Origin of the sequence: Hymenobacter nivis (genome assembly GCF_003149515.1) — a bacterium.
GTDB classification, from domain to species: domain Bacteria; phylum Bacteroidota; class Bacteroidia; order Cytophagales; family Hymenobacteraceae; genus Hymenobacter; species Hymenobacter nivis.
In genome coordinates, this window is record NZ_CP029145.1 from 1,158,550 (window position 1) to 1,172,306 (window position 13,757).

Consider the following 13,757-nt stretch of genomic DNA (forward strand, 5'->3'; position numbering starts at 1 on the left):
AGGTGGTCGGGTAGAACGAACACGGAGCTAAACTAGGTTGAAAAGATTCGGGTAGTTAGTTGATAATGAATAGTTTGATGAATTAACCAGCTCCAAAAGGTGCACCTTGCTGACCTACAGCCGCACAGCAGCAGGCGTGCATCGTACAGCACCTAGCGGCCGGTAACTAACGGTCAAGGAGAAAAAGGCATGTTTTTAAAGCACTCGATTGTCTTCAAGGTGTTCCATATTGACGGGATCGCATGGACATAAGGTGGTCGGGTAAATGTGGACAGAATAGGGTCTTAACTTTCCAACTCCATGAAAGACAGTCCCCCACCTACCAAACGTCGGCGTTATGATGCCGCCTTCCGGGCCGAAGCCCTGCGCCTGGCCGGTGAAAGCCGCTCGACTCAAGCCGCCGCGCGCGCCCTCAACATCGACCCCAAGCGCATCTATAAGTGGCAGCAGCAAGCGCTTACGCCGGTGGCGGCCGCCCGTGGGGCGGAGCTGGACCCCGCCACGGCGGCCGAATTGCGGCAGCTACGGGCCGCCAATCGGCGGCAGGCCCAGGAGCTGGACATTTTAAAAAAAGCCATCGCCCTCTTCTCGCAGACACTGGACCAAGGAGTCGTTACCGCTTTATCGAGGCGCAACGGGGCCAGTACCCCGTGCGCCTGCGCTGCCAATTAGTGCAGGTGCCTGCCAGCGGCTACTATGCTTGGCAATAAGCTCAGCAGCAAGCAGTCGCTAAGCCAGAGCCGGCTTGGGAGACGGCACTAGTCAAGGTGTTTGGGGTCCACAAACGCCGCTACGGCACCCGCCGGCTGCGGGTGGCCCTGCGCCAGAAAGGCTACCGGGTGGGCCGCCAGCGGCTACGTACGGCCCTGCGCCGACGGGCCCTGCACGCGCTGCAACCCAAGGCCTACACTCCGCGCACCACCGACTCGCCCCACGGCCTGCGCTGCGCGCCGAACCGGCTGCTCGACCAGCCCAAGCCCACCCAGGCCAACCGGGTCTGGGTCAGCGATACCACGTACCTGCCGCTGGCCAACGGTGACTGGGTGTACCTGTGCGCGTACCAGGACATGGCCAGCAAGCAGGTGCTGGGCTGGCAGGTGGGGGCTTCGATGCCGGAGGATCTCATTACCAGGGCCTTGCAGCGCGCTTTCTGGGCGCAACCGCCCACACCCGGCTTGCGCGTCCACGCCGACCGGGGTGGGCAGTACTGCGGCAACGCCTACCGGCAGTTGCGCCACGACTACCAGGCCCTACGCTCGCAGAGCCGCCGGGGCGACTGCTACGACAATGCCCCGGCGGAAAGCTTATGGGCGCGTCTTAAAACGGAGGTGCTCGAACTACGCGAGCGGCCCGTTTTCGCCGACCTGGCCAACGCCCAGGCCAGCGTGGCCCTTTATTTTGACTACTACAATCACGAGCGTTTACACTCCATCATCGGCTATCAACTGCCCTATCACACTCACCAACAGCTTCTTCAACTCAATGCCCTAAACTGTCCAGCGTAATCGGACCACCTCAGTATTACGCAAAGAATAGCGCCCTGGGCCGGACGTACTAAAGGATTTGGAGATAGGCTTTCATGCGAGCTGTAAAAATACGCCTTGGCCCTTACGCGCAACTAAGCAATCCCACAGCTGGTTTGTACGGGCAGCTGGGCAAACCCCTTTTGCTTCTTCCTTTATTCCGCATGAAACGTCACGAATTCACCCACCTGTTCGGTTTTGGCGCCGCCATGGTCCTGAGCGGCTGCTTAGGCAGTTGCACCAGCAAAACCGACAATGCCACGCCCGCGCCCGGCCCCGGGTCGAACAATATCGACTTCACCCTTGATTTGGCCGACCCCGCCAATGCTCGCCTCAACGACCCCGCCTTTGGCTACGTGTACAGCGCAAATGGCCAGGTAATCGTAGCCAAAACTACCGCCGGGGGCTACGTGGCGCTGGCCGCCACGTGTACGCACCAAGGCACTTCGGTGCAGTTTCAACCCGGCAGCAATGGCTTTATCTGCCCCAATCACGGCTCGAAATTCAGTACTAGCGGCACCGTGCTCAATGGGCCTGCCTCTGCGCCGCTGCAGGCTTACACCGTTGTGCAAACGGGCACCAAGCTACATGTCACGAGCTAAGCTGCCCGTGCGGCTTAAAACTCGTGCAGGCGCTGCGCGATGGTGGAGAGCATCAAAAAGTGTGGGGCAGTGGATTTGAGCCGTTAACGGGGGTGTGGTCTGCGCCTACAGCTACGGCTCTCCCAGGTAAGTCAAAGGCTAGAAGGCCTCCGTTGCCCCACACTTTTTGATGCTCTCCTTAGTCGAGTGCCATGACCGGCCTGCGCAGCTGCGCACCGATAACGGACCGGAATTCATCAGCGCCCGCCTGACCGAGTGGTGCGAAGCGCACGGCATTGTCCTGCACTGGATTCAGCCGGGCAAACCGACCCAAAACGCCTACATCGAGCGCTTCAACGGCTCCTTTCGCCGGGAGCTGCTCGATGCCCACTTGTTTCGCTCGCTGGCCCACGTACGCCAACTCGTGGCCGACTGGATGCACGACTACAACACCCAACGGCCCCACCAGGCCTTGAATTTTATGACCCCCCTCGAATTTAAACAAGCGGCTTAACCTCTATTAAGCACCCATGCACAAGTAATCGTGTGGGGCGAAGGCGCTAATTTTGGCGTATGCTACTCGCTTCACTTCCGCTCGCAGCTCCTGAAATCACCACCCTGGAGGCCGCTGCTGCTCAGGGCCCGCACCCGCGAATGCGGCGGCGTGCCCAAGTTATTTTGGGACACCACCGCGGGGCGACCGTTCAGCAATTGGCCACTTTGTTTGCCGTGGGCTATAATACGGTCGGTATCTGGCTGCGCCGCTGGCAGGAGCTGGGCTTGGCCGGGCTGGCCGAGGGCCAGCGGTCGGGCCGCCCGCCGAAACTCCCACCAGCAGTAAAAAAAAGTAGCGACCTGGCTGGGTACGGCCACCCAGCAATTGCGCGCGTGGCTTCCTGACATCCGCCGAGGCTGGGGCCTCAAGCTCAGCCTGAGCACGCTGCGCCGGCTGGCGCGCCGCGCCGGCTACCGCTGGAAGCGCTGCCGCAGGAGTCTGAAAGCGCAACGCGACCCGGTCTTGTTTGCCGCCGCCCAGCAGCACCTGCACACGTTGCACCAAGCCGAAGCCCGCGGCGCGGTGGCCGTGGTCTACGTCGATGAGTGCCGCTTCTCGCGCCAAGCCCCCGTGCCCTATGCCTGGCAACGGCGTGGGCAGCCCCCGGTGGGCCTGCCCGCCGTACGGGGGCGCGGGGGGCATTCGGTCCTGGGCTTCTGGCAGGCCCACGCCCCGCACCAGCCCCTGGAGGCCTACGTGCGGGAAGGCAGCCTGACGGCCGACTTATTTGTGCTGGCCGTCAACGCATTCTGCCACAGTCTAAGCGGCCCTACCGTGCTCGTACTCGACAATGCCTCCATTCACAAAGCGCACGTGGTGCGCGCTTGTGAAGCCAAGTGGGCAGCGGCCGGCCTGACACTCTTTTTCTTGCCCGCCTACAGCCCCGAACTCAACCACATCGAACTGCTCTGGCACCGCTGCAAGCACTATTGGGTTCGCCCCCAGGATTACGCCACGGAGCAAACCTTGCTACAACGCCTCGAACACGTGCTGGCAAACGTCGGTAATCACTACACGATTACTTTTGCATGAGTGCTTAACTACTGGCTTACTAAACGGGGAAGCGTACAAACGTGCGCAGCGTGGCTTCGGCCCTCAGGTCCACGCCCAAGGCTTCCAGCCGGCCTAGCAGCCGCCCCTGTTGGTGGCGCACCGCGCCTAGCACGGCTTCCAGGGCCGCCGGGTCCCAAGTAAAGGCCGGTCAGTTCGGCAGTTGATGAATGTAAGGCCCTATTCGCCGCACCGATGCGGCGAATATACCCCCTATTCTCCGCATCGGTGCGCTTTCCTTCAGGGGATAGGCACGGCCAGGGGACTGGGCAGGGGCTGCACGTGCAAGGCCATGCCGCGGTGGGTGCAGGTACTTGTAGAAGGTGGCCTTGCAGATGCGCAAGCTGCGGGCCATGTCGTCAACGCTCAGCGCGCGGGCGTTGTAGAGCAGTTCGGCCGCGCGGGCCGTGCGCTGCGCTTCTGCGGACAAGCCCGGCTTGCGGCCGCCGACGCGTCCACGGGTACGCGCCGCGGCCAGCCCGGCCAGGGTGCGCTCGCGGATAAGTTCGCGCTCAAATTCGGCCAGGGATGCGAACAGGTTGAGCACGAGCCGCCCCTGGACCGAGTGGGTGTTGATGGCATCGGTTAGGGAAATCAAGCCGATGTCGCGGCGCTGCAAGTCGGCCACCAAGTCAAGCAGGTGTTTGAGCGAGCGGCCCAACCGGTCGAGCTTGTGGATGTAAACCGTGTCACCCGGGCGTACCTACAGCAACAGCTTGTCGAGTTCGACCCGGGCAGCCAAGGCCCCCGAGGCTCTTTCTTGATAGATGAGCTCGCAGCCGGCCTGGGTCAGCGCGTCGAGTTGCAGTGCTAAATTCTGGTCGCGGGTTGAGACGCGGGCGTAGCCAATCTTCATGCGGAGGAGTTTACGAAACTCATCTCCTAACGCAGTTTCGTAAACTTTGATTGGTAGACCGGTTTCTTAAACTCAGCAGACACAACAGAAGGTGGTACCAAGCCCCACGAAACTGGCTGATTGTATAGCTTAGCGGTTCATTCAAAGGAGGAATATATCAGCCGACTAGTCGCGCTAATGCGACCTTCGCTCCGGCCTCTACGGGGAGGCCAACAAGCTCTTTTCTGGCACTAAACGGGCCCCAGTGCCTCGTTTTGGGGGTTTATGAAAATAAATACCCACCCAAAAGCCGCGACGACCCGGCCGGTGCAGGGGCTTTTCGCGGGAGGCACTCCCGGGGCTTACCCGGCGTCGCCGGACTCCGGGGCGTTGCGGGTCCGGGCCGAAGCCAGCAGCCGGCAGGCGTCGCGGTGCAACGCCGTAGCCGCGCGGGCCACCTGCTCGTTCAGTTCCACGCCCGGCAGGGCCCCGCCCAGCACCGCGACGCCCGCGAGGCAGGCCAGGGCGAGCCCCGCCGCGAGCAGCGCGGCCGCCCGGAACAACAGCTGGGCGTAGAACGGGAGCAGGGGCATCTGGCGGGGCGGCAAAAGCAGAAAGGGGAGTCCTTCCGGCGGGCCAAGATAAGGAAAAAAAATAGGCCAGCACCCGGGCGCGGATGGCCGTGTCCACCCGGTTGGTCAGCCTAGCAGAACTTGCGTTCAGGAAAACGGTGATTTAAACAGCCACCGTCTATATGAGCAACAGGTAAAGCCTCAGACTTGAACGCCTTCGTGGTCTTGCTCTTTTTTGCGGTCATGACTCAGGAAATAGACGTCCTGCTTCTGTGCGTCTCGATTAGACGACTTCACTTAATGTGCTTCGACCTCAACAACACCCTCATCCGCTGCGCCGGAGGCAGTAGCGCCTAAGGAACGGCGGGCCGGGCAGGAAACCGCGTTCGACGGCAAGGTGGTGCAAGTGCTGGCCGTGAGCTAGGGCAAATCAGCCAAACGCTACCAATGCGGGTATGGGCCGGCGCAGGGGTTGCCAGTGCCCATAGCTGAGCGAGCGCCACAACCACTCGGCCGGGCCAAAGCGGAAGCGCCGCATCCACCAGTGGCTAATCGCCAGTTGGGCCAGCACCTCGGCGGCACACACGCCCACGCTGGCAAAGGGCCCGATGTGGCCAATCAGCCCCAGCCCCAAGCCGTAGCCGTAGCACAGCCACAGGCCCACCAGGGTTTGCACCAGGTAGTTGGTGAGTGCCATTTGCCCCATCGGGGCCAGCACCCCAAGGGCGGCTGCCCAGCGGGCGCGCAGGGCCAACAAGCCAAACCCCGCGGCGTACGCGACCGACAGGGCCAGGTCCGCGGGGTCGCGCAACACTTCGCGTATCAAGACAAGATAGCCGTCAGGGCTGAGGCGGTGGGCCAGCAGCAGCACGCTCACGGCCCGCAGCAGGAGCCCGCCACCCAGCCCCACCACCAGCGTCCAGCCAAAAAGCCGACGCAAGGGTCGTGCGTAAGCGGCCGGATTCTGAAAGAAGCCGGTACACATGGCCCAGCGCCCGAAGCAGTACCCCAGCAGCAGCCGGGCCAGTATCCAGCACCCGGCCACTGGCGGCCCCCAGCTTAGCACTTGGTCTTCCCAAATCATATCCAGGTTGGCCGCCAGCGTGGCGCCGTACGAGGGGCCCGCGAAGGTGCGAACGGCGTGGTCCAGATGGGCCTCGTAGGTGGCCGCGGGCAGCGCGGGCACCAGCTGATGCCACCCAAGGTTCACCAGAAAGCCCATCAAGGATAGCCCCACGCCCCAGCGCAGCAGCGCCCGGTCGGAATAATGGCGGAAGAGCAGCAGGGCAAACCCCACTAGCGCGTACGACTGCAGGATGTCGCCGTACCACAGCAGCAGGGCGTGCACGGCCCCAAACAGGAGCAGAATGCCCAGGCGGCGGGCAAAAAAGCGGGCCCCGTCGGTGCCCCGCGCTTCGGCCCGGTGCAGCTGCACAGCAAAGCCCACCCCAAACAAGAGCGAGAACAAGCCAAAAGCCTTGCCGTCGATGAACAGCAGCGAGAGCTGCATCGTCACCTTATCGACCAGCGGCCAGTGTTCGACCGAGGCCATTGGCACTAAGCGGTAGCCGGTGAACCATTCCAGATTGGCAAAGCACACGCCCACCAGGGCCAGGGCCCGCAAGGCATCGAGCAGCACAAACCGGTCGGAGGTGGTCACGGGGGCGAAGCCGCTGGCTACTTGAGGCGATGGCGTATTCATAGGGAAACAACTGACGGTATGAAAGAGCAAAGAAGCCCATGGACAAGCTGCCTGTGACAAAGACAGGCTTGTGCAGTCTCCGTCCTGACTACCACAAAGATGAAAATATATTATTAATAAAGTTTAAATAAACGGAGCAGCTCATGAGCCAACTCAAGCAGTTTCGCCACTTGGCTACGCGCTACGACAAAACTGCCAGCGGCTACCTCCGCTTTGTGCAATTGAGTACTTGGCCTACGCTATGAACTTGACGCATTCCATCCATAACGAATGGCACTATCGGCTTGAAATAGAAGCTGAGCAACCCCGCCCAATTATTTCCTCCATCTGCGCAGTGCGGCCAAGGCTGACAAGTGGCTGACCAAGAACCTGAAGTTTCGGCAGATTGGCGCAACGGAACTGCCCCGCGGCGGGGAATACCAGTTTATGTGGTAAGCGCCCCTGTCCAACGCGTTTGATGCCCTGTTTTATTTGCACGAAACGTCCGCTTCGCAGCCTTACCGGGTGGCGCACCCAGCCCGGTAAGGCTGCGCGGCAGCCTGGAGCACTAATGCCGTTTTACGTGCTTGCTACAAACGAGCAGTTGGTTTCCTTGGCTAATTTTTCATCGCCCCCCTGCGCCCGGCGTGCGGGAGTGGCCCTGCGGCACCGGCCGCTACCGGACGAGCCGCTGGGTCGCCGAGGGCGGGAGGTAATGGAGGCGGACGGTATACGCGAGCACGGCTTCCGCCTCGTTCTCCACCAGGGCGTCGGCGTCGGGTAGCTGCTTGCGCAGGTCCAGCAACACACCACAGGAGGACGGCAGGACCTTTCCCAGCGTACCCAGGGCCAGGCGGCAATCTTCTAACGCGTGCGCACTGGCCGGGTGGCCCGCTTGGGCCAAGACCGTGCTAATGCGAACCAGCGGCGCTATAAAGTCCATGGGAAAGGCGAAAACAGAATGGAGAGGCCGGAAGGTAAGATGAGTTCAGCCAAACGGTGGTTTAAACAGCTACTGGCTTTCCGATAGGGTCGGGCAAGGGCCCGCTAGCGGCCCTATTTGTGTCCTTGTCACGTTTCTTAAACAAACGTTTAGAAAATGTGACAAGCTTGAAAATAGGGGGTAGTTTTGCCCCATGAGCAAGTACGTGGCCTATTTTCGGGTCAGCACCGCCCGACAGGGGCAATCCGGTTTAGGCCTCGAAGCCCAGCAAGCCGCCGTGCTCCGCTTTTTGCCTGGGGAGGCTATCAGGGTGGCCGATTACATCGAGGTCGAGAGTGGGCGTAAGAGTGCGCGGCCTCAACTGCTGGCGGCCATCGCCCTGGCCCAGCGCGAGGATGCGGTGCTGTTGGTGGCCAAGTTGGACCGCCTGGCCCGGAGCGTGGCGTTTCTGGCAACGCTGATGGAGAGTCGGGTGCGGTTTCAGGCGGTGGACCTGCCGGCGGCCGATGAGTTTACCCTCCATATCCTGGCGGCTGTCGCCCAGAAAGAGGCTTCGGCTATCTCTAGCCGGACGCGGGATGCGCTGGCGGCCAAGAAGGCACGAGGGTTTACGCTGGGCACGCCGGCGAATCTCACCGAGGAGGCCAAGCTTAAGGGCTTAGCGGCGCGTCAAGCGAATGCGGTGGCCAATGTCAACAATCGGCAGGCCGCCCAGCTAGCGACGCTGCTGCGGGCCACAGGAGCGAACCTGCGGGCTATTGCTCACCAGCTCAATCAGTCCGGTTACACTACTCGGCGCGGGAAGGCGTTTCACCCGATGGGCGTCCAGCGCCTACTGGCCAACACACCCGAATGACCGTTTTCTTGAACCACCACGTGGAGCGGGTTTTCGTCTATGCGTACCGAATGGTGATGCTACTGGTGACGTTTTTAAAGTCGTAGTCTGCCGTGATGCTTCCCCAGGGGAACTGTCCTTCCCGGCCAACTTCGCTGCGGACCCAGTGCTGCAACGCCGGAAGCCGTTGCAAAGCGGCCTGTTCCGACCACGCAGCCTCGTTCGAGGCTGTCCCGACGAGCGCGGGCAAAACGTCCAGCAGCACCGTTTGCAAACGGTTATGGTAAAACCCGAACACCAACGCCAAGAAGTCGTTGCCCACCCGCACGTTTGAGGCGCGTAACCAGCTCCAGCCGGTGTGCACATCGTTGACGTCGTTTGCTTCGCCCAAGCCCAGTGCGAGGACCGCTTCCACCGAATCGCCGGCACGAACGCACTGCGAAGGCGCGAAAAGCAAGTTACCGGTGCGTGGGTTAATCATAGGCTCGCTGGAACGAGGTAAAGAAACGCTCTTTTTAGTAAAGCTTATTCGGCGTAGTTAGCGAGTTTCGCGTGGACAGGTGCGCGATAGGCGCGGTGCGGGCTGCGCACGCGCAGGTTGTGCAGCCCACAGGCCACGACCATGACCGTATCGCGCACCCATTCGCCGCGCAAGCGGATAGTGCCCTGCACCATGTGCAGGCGCTTGATACCGCTGTGCGCGTGTTCGATAACGACGCGCAACGGACTCAGCAACTGGTTATACAGCTTTTGGGCAAACGTCAACTCCCGCTTCGGCGGCTTCTTGTGGGGCATCTCCACCACGACCCCGGTCGGGGCGTGGCCCAGCAAGCCCAAATCCTGCCGTAACACGCAGCCCGCCGGTAGGTGCAGCGCGTACTCGTCGGCCAGTTTTTTGTCGTGCGCTCGCCCGCTTTCCGTAGCCGAGAGAAAATGCACGTACTGCGTGGAATCGCATAAGGTCATGTTTTTCACGCGGTGCGCTTTTTTTTGGCGCTGTACTCCTCGGCCTGGGCCTCCCGGTCCGTGTTACGTGGTACGCCCCGCTCGACCCCGTCGTAGGCAAAGACCGGCTCCGGGTGGTTAGCCAGGCGCTGAGCCAACTCGCCGCCGTCGCGCACGGGCAGCAGCCCGCGCCGGGCCAGCACCTGGTTGAGCACGCCCAGCAGGGCGGTAGCCAAGTGGCTGACGCGCGCTTGCGAAATGCCAAAGCTGGCGGCCTGGTGCTCTTGCAAGGCGTTGCTTTTGAGGTAGGTGAGCAGAAAAAAGAGCTTTATATCGCTGCCCGCCAGCACGGCGTTGGCCCGCTCGCGGTGGGCGGGGAACGCCCGTTTGGTTCCTTCCAGGGTGTGGTAGCGGTGGTGGCGCTCCCAGGCCGGGGCAAAGTCGGTCAGCAAGTCGTCAAACTCCGCCGCTCGCAAGCTGGTTAGGGCCAGAAACTGGCGGGGCCGCTCGCGCAAACTCAGGTAATCCATAGCCAAATTTACGCCTCGCCTACGGGTAGTAACTTAACACACACTTCCGAATTAGCTTTACTGAATCCTACTTCGATATTCCTTTTTCCTTGTGAACAGAAAGCCTATCCGGGGCTTACGGCGACATTTCCGCGCCCATCAGCAACGAGCGATAACCCCAGCGGTATTGGATAGCGCTCGCTTGGCAACCTTTCAGGTGGAGTACCACAAGCTAGGCATAGCTCCCTGGCATACCCATCAGAAACCTCCCAAGCTTTTCCGGCAACTCTGGTTGGCTCGGTTAGTGAGCGACTTCTACCACTGGCAGAATCAGTTAGCAGCGCTTTATACAGACTTTTATGCAGCCGTCTGGCTTTTTGAGCCGCGGTTTGGCTATTCCCAGTTGGTAGCGGCCATTGGGGAGCGCAAAGACCATTACGAACAGCTTTTTGAGTCTGAAGCAGGTTTTCAAGCTTCCTCAAGCCAAGAGCTACCTCCGGAGTACCAAGCACTTGCTGGCGTGCAGGGTTTGCAATGGACTAAATATCCAGAGGTAGAATTACTCTTACCTGATGACTTTGCTGAGCAGAGCACTTGGGTGAAGAAGAAGCACCACTGGCCAAGCGAGACGCAGCACGAAGCCCCTTACATTGCCGTGCAAGTAGGATGGGTATGGGTAGGGCGACTCAAAAATGATACTTTCCCTGCATCAGCGAATAGCTCGCTTCTTTAACGATTCTCGGAAAAATCCCTTAACATAATCCTAGTTATAAACCCACTCTTGGAATAAGTGCGGGTCTGGGCCTCCCTTAGGGGTGTGGTCAAATCTGTACTTTTTGGGGAATCAGGCACCTATATCATTCTTCGTAGGGGTAGCTCTCTCCTTCGTTTGCCACTTTATAGAACCCGCGTTGGCGTTCGAGTTCTCGGTGGGCCAGAAACAAGGCCCAGGCTGGTGGGCTCAAGTGTTCGCGGAACAGGGAAGTGAATGGCTCGTTGAGGCCGTAGACTTCCGTGAACAGTTCAAGGATTATAGCTTCCTCAGTGTTCTCCCTACCTATTTCTAGGGAATGGTTGATAAAGGCCAGTACCTGCACTCGTTCCTCAAGTGTGCGGGATGGGTTAAAGAAAAACCGTCGCACCTGCCCCAAGGTGTAATAGGGACCCATTTCTTCGTCGCACTCGCCACCCAGAGCGGGGATGAGGGCGTTAGCGTGCCAGGCTAAGTTCTCGAAATAGGCATTGCCGTTTGTAAAGGGGTCGTTGTTTGCGGTGAAAGGCATATGGTGAATTTATTCTCAACCAAGAAAGGTCCGCACGAGGACGAGCGGTTCAGCCAAACGATGGTCTAAGTAAGACAAAATCCCTTTTACGTACTGTAAACGGTCGTTTGCAATATGTAAAAAAGGGCTACTCAGCCGCTGGAGCTGGAATAGGTGGAGCCACGTACTTCGGAAAGCTGGCGGCCGTTTTGGGAAACTTCGCCTGGTAACGCTTAATCTGGTCCAAGTAGAAAGTTCCTTCCTTGCTCAGACGGGCGTTGTACTGCCGAAGCTGCTCATTTTCAGTTTGTACCTTCTCTAAATCGGCTTTGGGCACCCGCGAAAAATGCCCGGTGCAAAGCATCGTTAACAGTATCAGGGCCACTGGACCAAGCGTAAAGCCGACCGTCGAGCGCCAGTTTTCAAATACGTTCAAGGGCACCGAGCGGGGTATCTGCTGTACCGTAGCCGCTAACTTGGCCTCAGCCGCCTGCACCGCTGCCAAACGGGCTGTTAGCTGCTCCGTGAGGTAGTCCGTGCGGTCGTCTACCAGCGTAATGAGCTTATCACAGCCCGCTTGAAACGCCTTCGCCTGCTGCTCCACCTTGCCCACGAGCTGCTGGGCTACGGCTTCGCTATTCACGTGCAACGTCAGCGGCCGGTCCCGCTCGGCCAGCTGCACCAGGGCCTTTACCTGGTCCTCGGTGGCGGGCGCGGGCCGTTTGTTATAGGCGCGTAGCTCCTGGGCAATGCGCTCAATATCGGCCATCAGCACGGCTACGCCATTGGTGGGGGCCGGGGGAGGGGTTAGATTCATAACCAAAGGGAAGAAATTACGTGATTCCGTAGCCGCCGCTGCGCTCAATGCTGGGCGCTGGGCGCTGGGGGCTTGGGTGTCTGTGCTAGTCGCGTGCGCTCCTGAGCCTGTTTCTCGGCTTTCTCGGCCTGCTCTTTCTGCGCGGCGTACTCGCGGCCGAACGCTTCCAAGTCCAGTTCTAGCCGGTGCTGGCCGTACTGCTGGCCGGCCGCGCCCAGCTCGGCCCGCTGCTGCTGCACCTGGTCCTGCTGCGCCTCAATGGTCTTCGCCAGATTGTTGCCGCTGTACGCCCGGCCCAACTCGCTGCCTTTCAGGTGGTGACCCTCGTACTCAAACACCACGGCCTGCAATTTTTCCTTCTGGTACGTGGCCTGCACCCCAATACCGTCCCGCTGCATCGCCGCCGTTAGCTCCTCGGGGCTCGTGGCGTGGGGCAAGTGACGGCTTAGCGCGTCCTGCACGTACAGTTTGGCAGCCGCCCGCGCCAGCAGGTCTTCCCGCCCGGCGCGGCGGTTGTCCTGGCTCACTTCTTGGGCGCTGACCAGGCCGTACTGCTTTTCCAGCTTGCGACACGCCTCCTGACTGTTGCGGTAGTTGTGCTGGTCGCTCACCGTGGCCCCCTCGTTGTCTACCCGGTTGACAATCAGGTGGGCGTGCGGGTGGTCCTTATCGCGGTGGCGTACCAGGGCCCACTGCGTCCCCTCCGGGTCCACTTTCATGGCCTTCAGGTAGGCGCGGGCTATTTCCTCCATCCGCTCGTTGCTCAGCTGCGCCTTCTCCTCGGCGAGCCAGGCCAGCGCGACGTGCATCACGGCCTTGCCCAGATTGGGGTTTAGCTCCCGCTGCGCGTTGAAGTCCGCTGCCATATGGGCCGCTGAGGTATCGCGCACGCCTTCGGTGGCCAGCACCTGGGCGCCCTTCTCCTCCCCAAAGACATAGGTGCAGATGCCGCCGAAGCTCTTACCGATTTTCACCTTGCCAATCATCGCGTCGGGTCGGGGGGTCGCACTATAGTAGGAACGGAAAACAACGCTAAGCCTTTCCAAGCCCGCAGAACGAGCCTATTTGTCTCAATAAGTCAGTGGTTAAGGTCGAAACGAGGCGTTGATAGGTGAGATAAGCAAAAGCAGCAGATTAGCTTGGTCGGAACCGTAACTTCTTAAAAAACCGTTTTGGTAGCGTTAAAACGGCCGTATTTTGAGACGGCCACTCACGCAAATTTTTCCTACCGATACTTTCTGTTCCTACTCTTGTGCTACCCCACGTACTGCGGGCGCAGGTAGCTTACCAGGCTAGCCGCCATCTCGGGTTCGTCTTCGACAATGAGGAGCTTCATCGGGCCGGGGCGCGGGGGAAAAAGGCAAGGTTACGCCGGCAAGTTGGAAGAAAATTGGAAGACACGAAATGGGCTCCGTTGCGTGCGGTCAATGCTCATCCACAAAATAATTATGCTTCCAACTATCCTCAGAATCAGGCCCGAGCTTTCAGCACGGGAAGCAGCGCGGCTGCCTTACCATCCCTTGCTTTTCCCAAGTCCTGACCTGCCCCATTCCGGCCGGTGGACTGTAGCGTCCTAAAGTGGCAAGCTGCTGCTTACTCCCCGGAGGCCCCGCGCCCATTATTCCTTACTCTCTTATCCTTTGCCGTT

Annotated in this window: 18 protein-coding genes and 1 pseudogene; 8 read left to right on the top strand and 11 right to left on the bottom strand. The window is 60.3% G+C overall.

All coding sequences use genetic code 11. The features are described from left to right. Positions 1–300: 300 nt before the first annotated feature. The 6 genes from DDQ68_RS05030 to DDQ68_RS05055 all read left to right on the top strand — a co-directional run bounded on the left by DDQ68_RS05030 (position 301) and on the right by DDQ68_RS05055 (position 3,692). The gene (locus tag DDQ68_RS05030) at positions 301–672 is read left to right on the top strand and encodes a transposase (protein ID WP_109655333.1); all 372 of its coding nucleotides are present in this window, start codon (positions 301–303) and stop codon (positions 670–672) included. A gap of 95 nt (positions 673–767) precedes the next feature. Further along, positions 768–1,505 carry an IS3 family transposase gene (locus tag DDQ68_RS05035; RefSeq protein ID WP_109655334.1) on the top strand — a complete coding sequence of 246 codons (738 nt, stop codon included), beginning with the start codon at positions 768–770 and terminating at the stop codon, positions 1,503–1,505. A gap of 182 nt (positions 1,506–1,687) precedes the next feature. Continuing rightward, the gene (locus DDQ68_RS05040; protein ID WP_162549862.1) at positions 1,688–2,125 is read left to right on the top strand and encodes a QcrA and Rieske domain-containing protein; all 438 of its coding nucleotides are present in this window, start codon (positions 1,688–1,690) and stop codon (positions 2,123–2,125) included. Between the two features lie 169 nt (positions 2,126–2,294). Beyond that, a complete protein-coding gene (locus DDQ68_RS05045) occupies positions 2,295–2,618 on the top strand; it encodes an integrase core domain-containing protein (RefSeq protein WP_109655336.1) in 324 nt (107 codons plus the stop codon). Positions 2,619–2,758: 140 nt separating this feature from the next. Continuing rightward, on the top strand, positions 2,759–3,004 hold the full coding sequence (locus DDQ68_RS24625) for a helix-turn-helix domain-containing protein (RefSeq protein ID WP_369076534.1): 246 nt from the start codon (positions 2,759–2,761) through the stop codon (positions 3,002–3,004). After that, positions 2,985–3,692: an IS630 family transposase gene (locus DDQ68_RS05055; protein WP_162549719.1), complete on the top strand. Its 708-nt coding sequence runs from the start codon at positions 2,985–2,987 to the stop codon at positions 3,690–3,692. Before DDQ68_RS24625 ends, DDQ68_RS05055 begins: the two co-directional genes overlap by 20 nt. 19 nt (positions 3,693–3,711) lie before the next feature. On the opposite strand, the gene DDQ68_RS05060 is transcribed toward DDQ68_RS05055, so the two are convergent. The 5 genes and pseudogenes from DDQ68_RS05060 to DDQ68_RS05080 form a co-directional block, all read right to left on the bottom strand. Then, positions 3,712–3,813, bottom strand: coding sequence for a hypothetical protein (locus tag DDQ68_RS05060; RefSeq protein WP_245897314.1), 102 nt, complete (start codon positions 3,811–3,813; stop codon positions 3,712–3,714). A gap of 48 nt (positions 3,814–3,861) precedes the next feature. Continuing rightward, positions 3,862–4,566 (bottom strand): annotated as a pseudogene (locus DDQ68_RS05065) (recombinase family protein). Between the two features lie 341 nt (positions 4,567–4,907). Next, the gene (locus DDQ68_RS05070) at positions 4,908–5,138 is read right to left on the bottom strand and encodes a hypothetical protein (RefSeq protein ID WP_162549864.1); all 231 of its coding nucleotides are present in this window, start codon (positions 5,136–5,138) and stop codon (positions 4,908–4,910) included. A gap of 409 nt (positions 5,139–5,547) precedes the next feature. Continuing rightward, on the bottom strand, positions 5,548–6,819 hold the full coding sequence (locus tag DDQ68_RS05075) for a DUF418 domain-containing protein (protein WP_109655339.1): 1,272 nt from the start codon (positions 6,817–6,819) through the stop codon (positions 5,548–5,550). Between the two features lie 655 nt (positions 6,820–7,474). Next, complete coding sequence (locus tag DDQ68_RS05080; protein ID WP_109655340.1) at positions 7,475–7,741, bottom strand: hypothetical protein; 267 nt, start codon at positions 7,739–7,741, stop codon at positions 7,475–7,477. 193 nt (positions 7,742–7,934) lie between these two features. Here DDQ68_RS05080 and DDQ68_RS05085 point away from each other — a divergent pair, with 193 nt between their 5' ends. Beyond that, complete coding sequence (locus DDQ68_RS05085; protein WP_109655341.1) at positions 7,935–8,597, top strand: recombinase family protein; 663 nt, start codon at positions 7,935–7,937, stop codon at positions 8,595–8,597. Positions 8,598–8,634: 37 nt separating this feature from the next. Here the strand turns inward: DDQ68_RS05085 and DDQ68_RS05090 are convergent, their stop codons facing one another. The 3 genes from DDQ68_RS05090 to DDQ68_RS05100 are packed head-to-tail and all read right to left on the bottom strand — an operon-like array spanning position 8,635 to position 10,051. Further along, on the bottom strand, positions 8,635–9,057 hold the full coding sequence (locus DDQ68_RS05090) for a hypothetical protein (RefSeq protein WP_109655342.1): 423 nt from the start codon (positions 9,055–9,057) through the stop codon (positions 8,635–8,637). Between the two features lie 44 nt (positions 9,058–9,101). Then, the gene (locus tag DDQ68_RS05095) at positions 9,102–9,542 is read right to left on the bottom strand and encodes a transposase family protein (protein WP_109654769.1); all 441 of its coding nucleotides are present in this window, start codon (positions 9,540–9,542) and stop codon (positions 9,102–9,104) included. 5 nt (positions 9,543–9,547) lie between these two features. After that, positions 9,548–10,051 (bottom strand): transposase family protein, encoded by a 504-nt coding sequence (locus tag DDQ68_RS05100; RefSeq protein WP_109654390.1) that lies wholly within the window; start codon positions 10,049–10,051, stop codon positions 9,548–9,550. 283 nt (positions 10,052–10,334) lie between these two features. Here DDQ68_RS05100 and DDQ68_RS05105 point away from each other — a divergent pair, with 283 nt between their 5' ends. Continuing rightward, a complete protein-coding gene (locus DDQ68_RS05105) occupies positions 10,335–10,763 on the top strand; it encodes a hypothetical protein (RefSeq protein ID WP_162549865.1) in 429 nt (142 codons plus the stop codon). A 124-nt stretch (positions 10,764–10,887) separates the two neighbouring features. Here DDQ68_RS05105 and DDQ68_RS05110 read toward each other — a convergent pair whose 3' ends face one another. From DDQ68_RS05110 to DDQ68_RS05120, 3 genes are all read right to left on the bottom strand, one after another. Beyond that, positions 10,888–11,313 (bottom strand): hypothetical protein, encoded by a 426-nt coding sequence (locus DDQ68_RS05110; RefSeq protein WP_109655344.1) that lies wholly within the window; start codon positions 11,311–11,313, stop codon positions 10,888–10,890. Positions 11,314–11,440: 127 nt separating this feature from the next. Continuing rightward, positions 11,441–12,109, bottom strand: a complete 669-nt coding sequence (locus DDQ68_RS05115) for a hypothetical protein (RefSeq protein ID WP_109655345.1) — start codon at positions 12,107–12,109, stop codon at positions 11,441–11,443. A gap of 44 nt (positions 12,110–12,153) precedes the next feature. Beyond that, positions 12,154–13,095, bottom strand: a complete 942-nt coding sequence (locus DDQ68_RS05120; protein ID WP_109655346.1) for a relaxase/mobilization nuclease domain-containing protein — start codon at positions 13,093–13,095, stop codon at positions 12,154–12,156. Positions 13,096–13,757 lie beyond the last annotated feature (662 nt).

Excerpts from the sequence above, each read along its gene's own strand:
- DDQ68_RS05115 (WP_109655345.1), bottom strand. The coding sequence starts at position 12,109 with ATGAATCTAACCCCTCCCCCGGCCCCCACCAATGGCGTAGCCGTGCTG.
- DDQ68_RS05070 (WP_162549864.1), bottom strand. The coding sequence starts at position 5,138 with ATGCCCCTGCTCCCGTTCTACGCCCAGCTGTTGTTCCGGGCGGCCGCG.
- DDQ68_RS05080 (WP_109655340.1), bottom strand. The coding sequence starts at position 7,741 with ATGGACTTTATAGCGCCGCTGGTTCGCATTAGCACGGTCTTGGCCCAA.
- DDQ68_RS05045 (WP_109655336.1), top strand. The coding sequence starts at position 2,295 with ATGCTCTCCTTAGTCGAGTGCCATGACCGGCCTGCGCAGCTGCGCACC.
- DDQ68_RS05075 (WP_109655339.1), bottom strand. The coding sequence starts at position 6,819 with ATGAATACGCCATCGCCTCAAGTAGCCAGCGGCTTCGCCCCCGTGACC.
- DDQ68_RS05100 (WP_109654390.1), bottom strand. The coding sequence starts at position 10,051 with ATGGATTACCTGAGTTTGCGCGAGCGGCCCCGCCAGTTTCTGGCCCTA.
- DDQ68_RS05095 (WP_109654769.1), bottom strand. The coding sequence starts at position 9,542 with ATGACCTTATGCGATTCCACGCAGTACGTGCATTTTCTCTCGGCTACG.
- DDQ68_RS24625 (WP_369076534.1), top strand. The coding sequence starts at position 2,759 with ATGCGGCGGCGTGCCCAAGTTATTTTGGGACACCACCGCGGGGCGACC.
- DDQ68_RS05090 (WP_109655342.1), bottom strand. The coding sequence starts at position 9,057 with ATGATTAACCCACGCACCGGTAACTTGCTTTTCGCGCCTTCGCAGTGC.
- DDQ68_RS05110 (WP_109655344.1), bottom strand. The coding sequence starts at position 11,313 with ATGCCTTTCACCGCAAACAACGACCCCTTTACAAACGGCAATGCCTAT.
- DDQ68_RS05085 (WP_109655341.1), top strand. The coding sequence starts at position 7,935 with ATGAGCAAGTACGTGGCCTATTTTCGGGTCAGCACCGCCCGACAGGGG.
- DDQ68_RS05030 (WP_109655333.1), top strand. The coding sequence starts at position 301 with ATGAAAGACAGTCCCCCACCTACCAAACGTCGGCGTTATGATGCCGCC.
- DDQ68_RS05120 (WP_109655346.1), bottom strand. The coding sequence starts at position 13,095 with ATGATTGGCAAGGTGAAAATCGGTAAGAGCTTCGGCGGCATCTGCACC.
- DDQ68_RS05040 (WP_162549862.1), top strand. The coding sequence starts at position 1,688 with ATGAAACGTCACGAATTCACCCACCTGTTCGGTTTTGGCGCCGCCATG.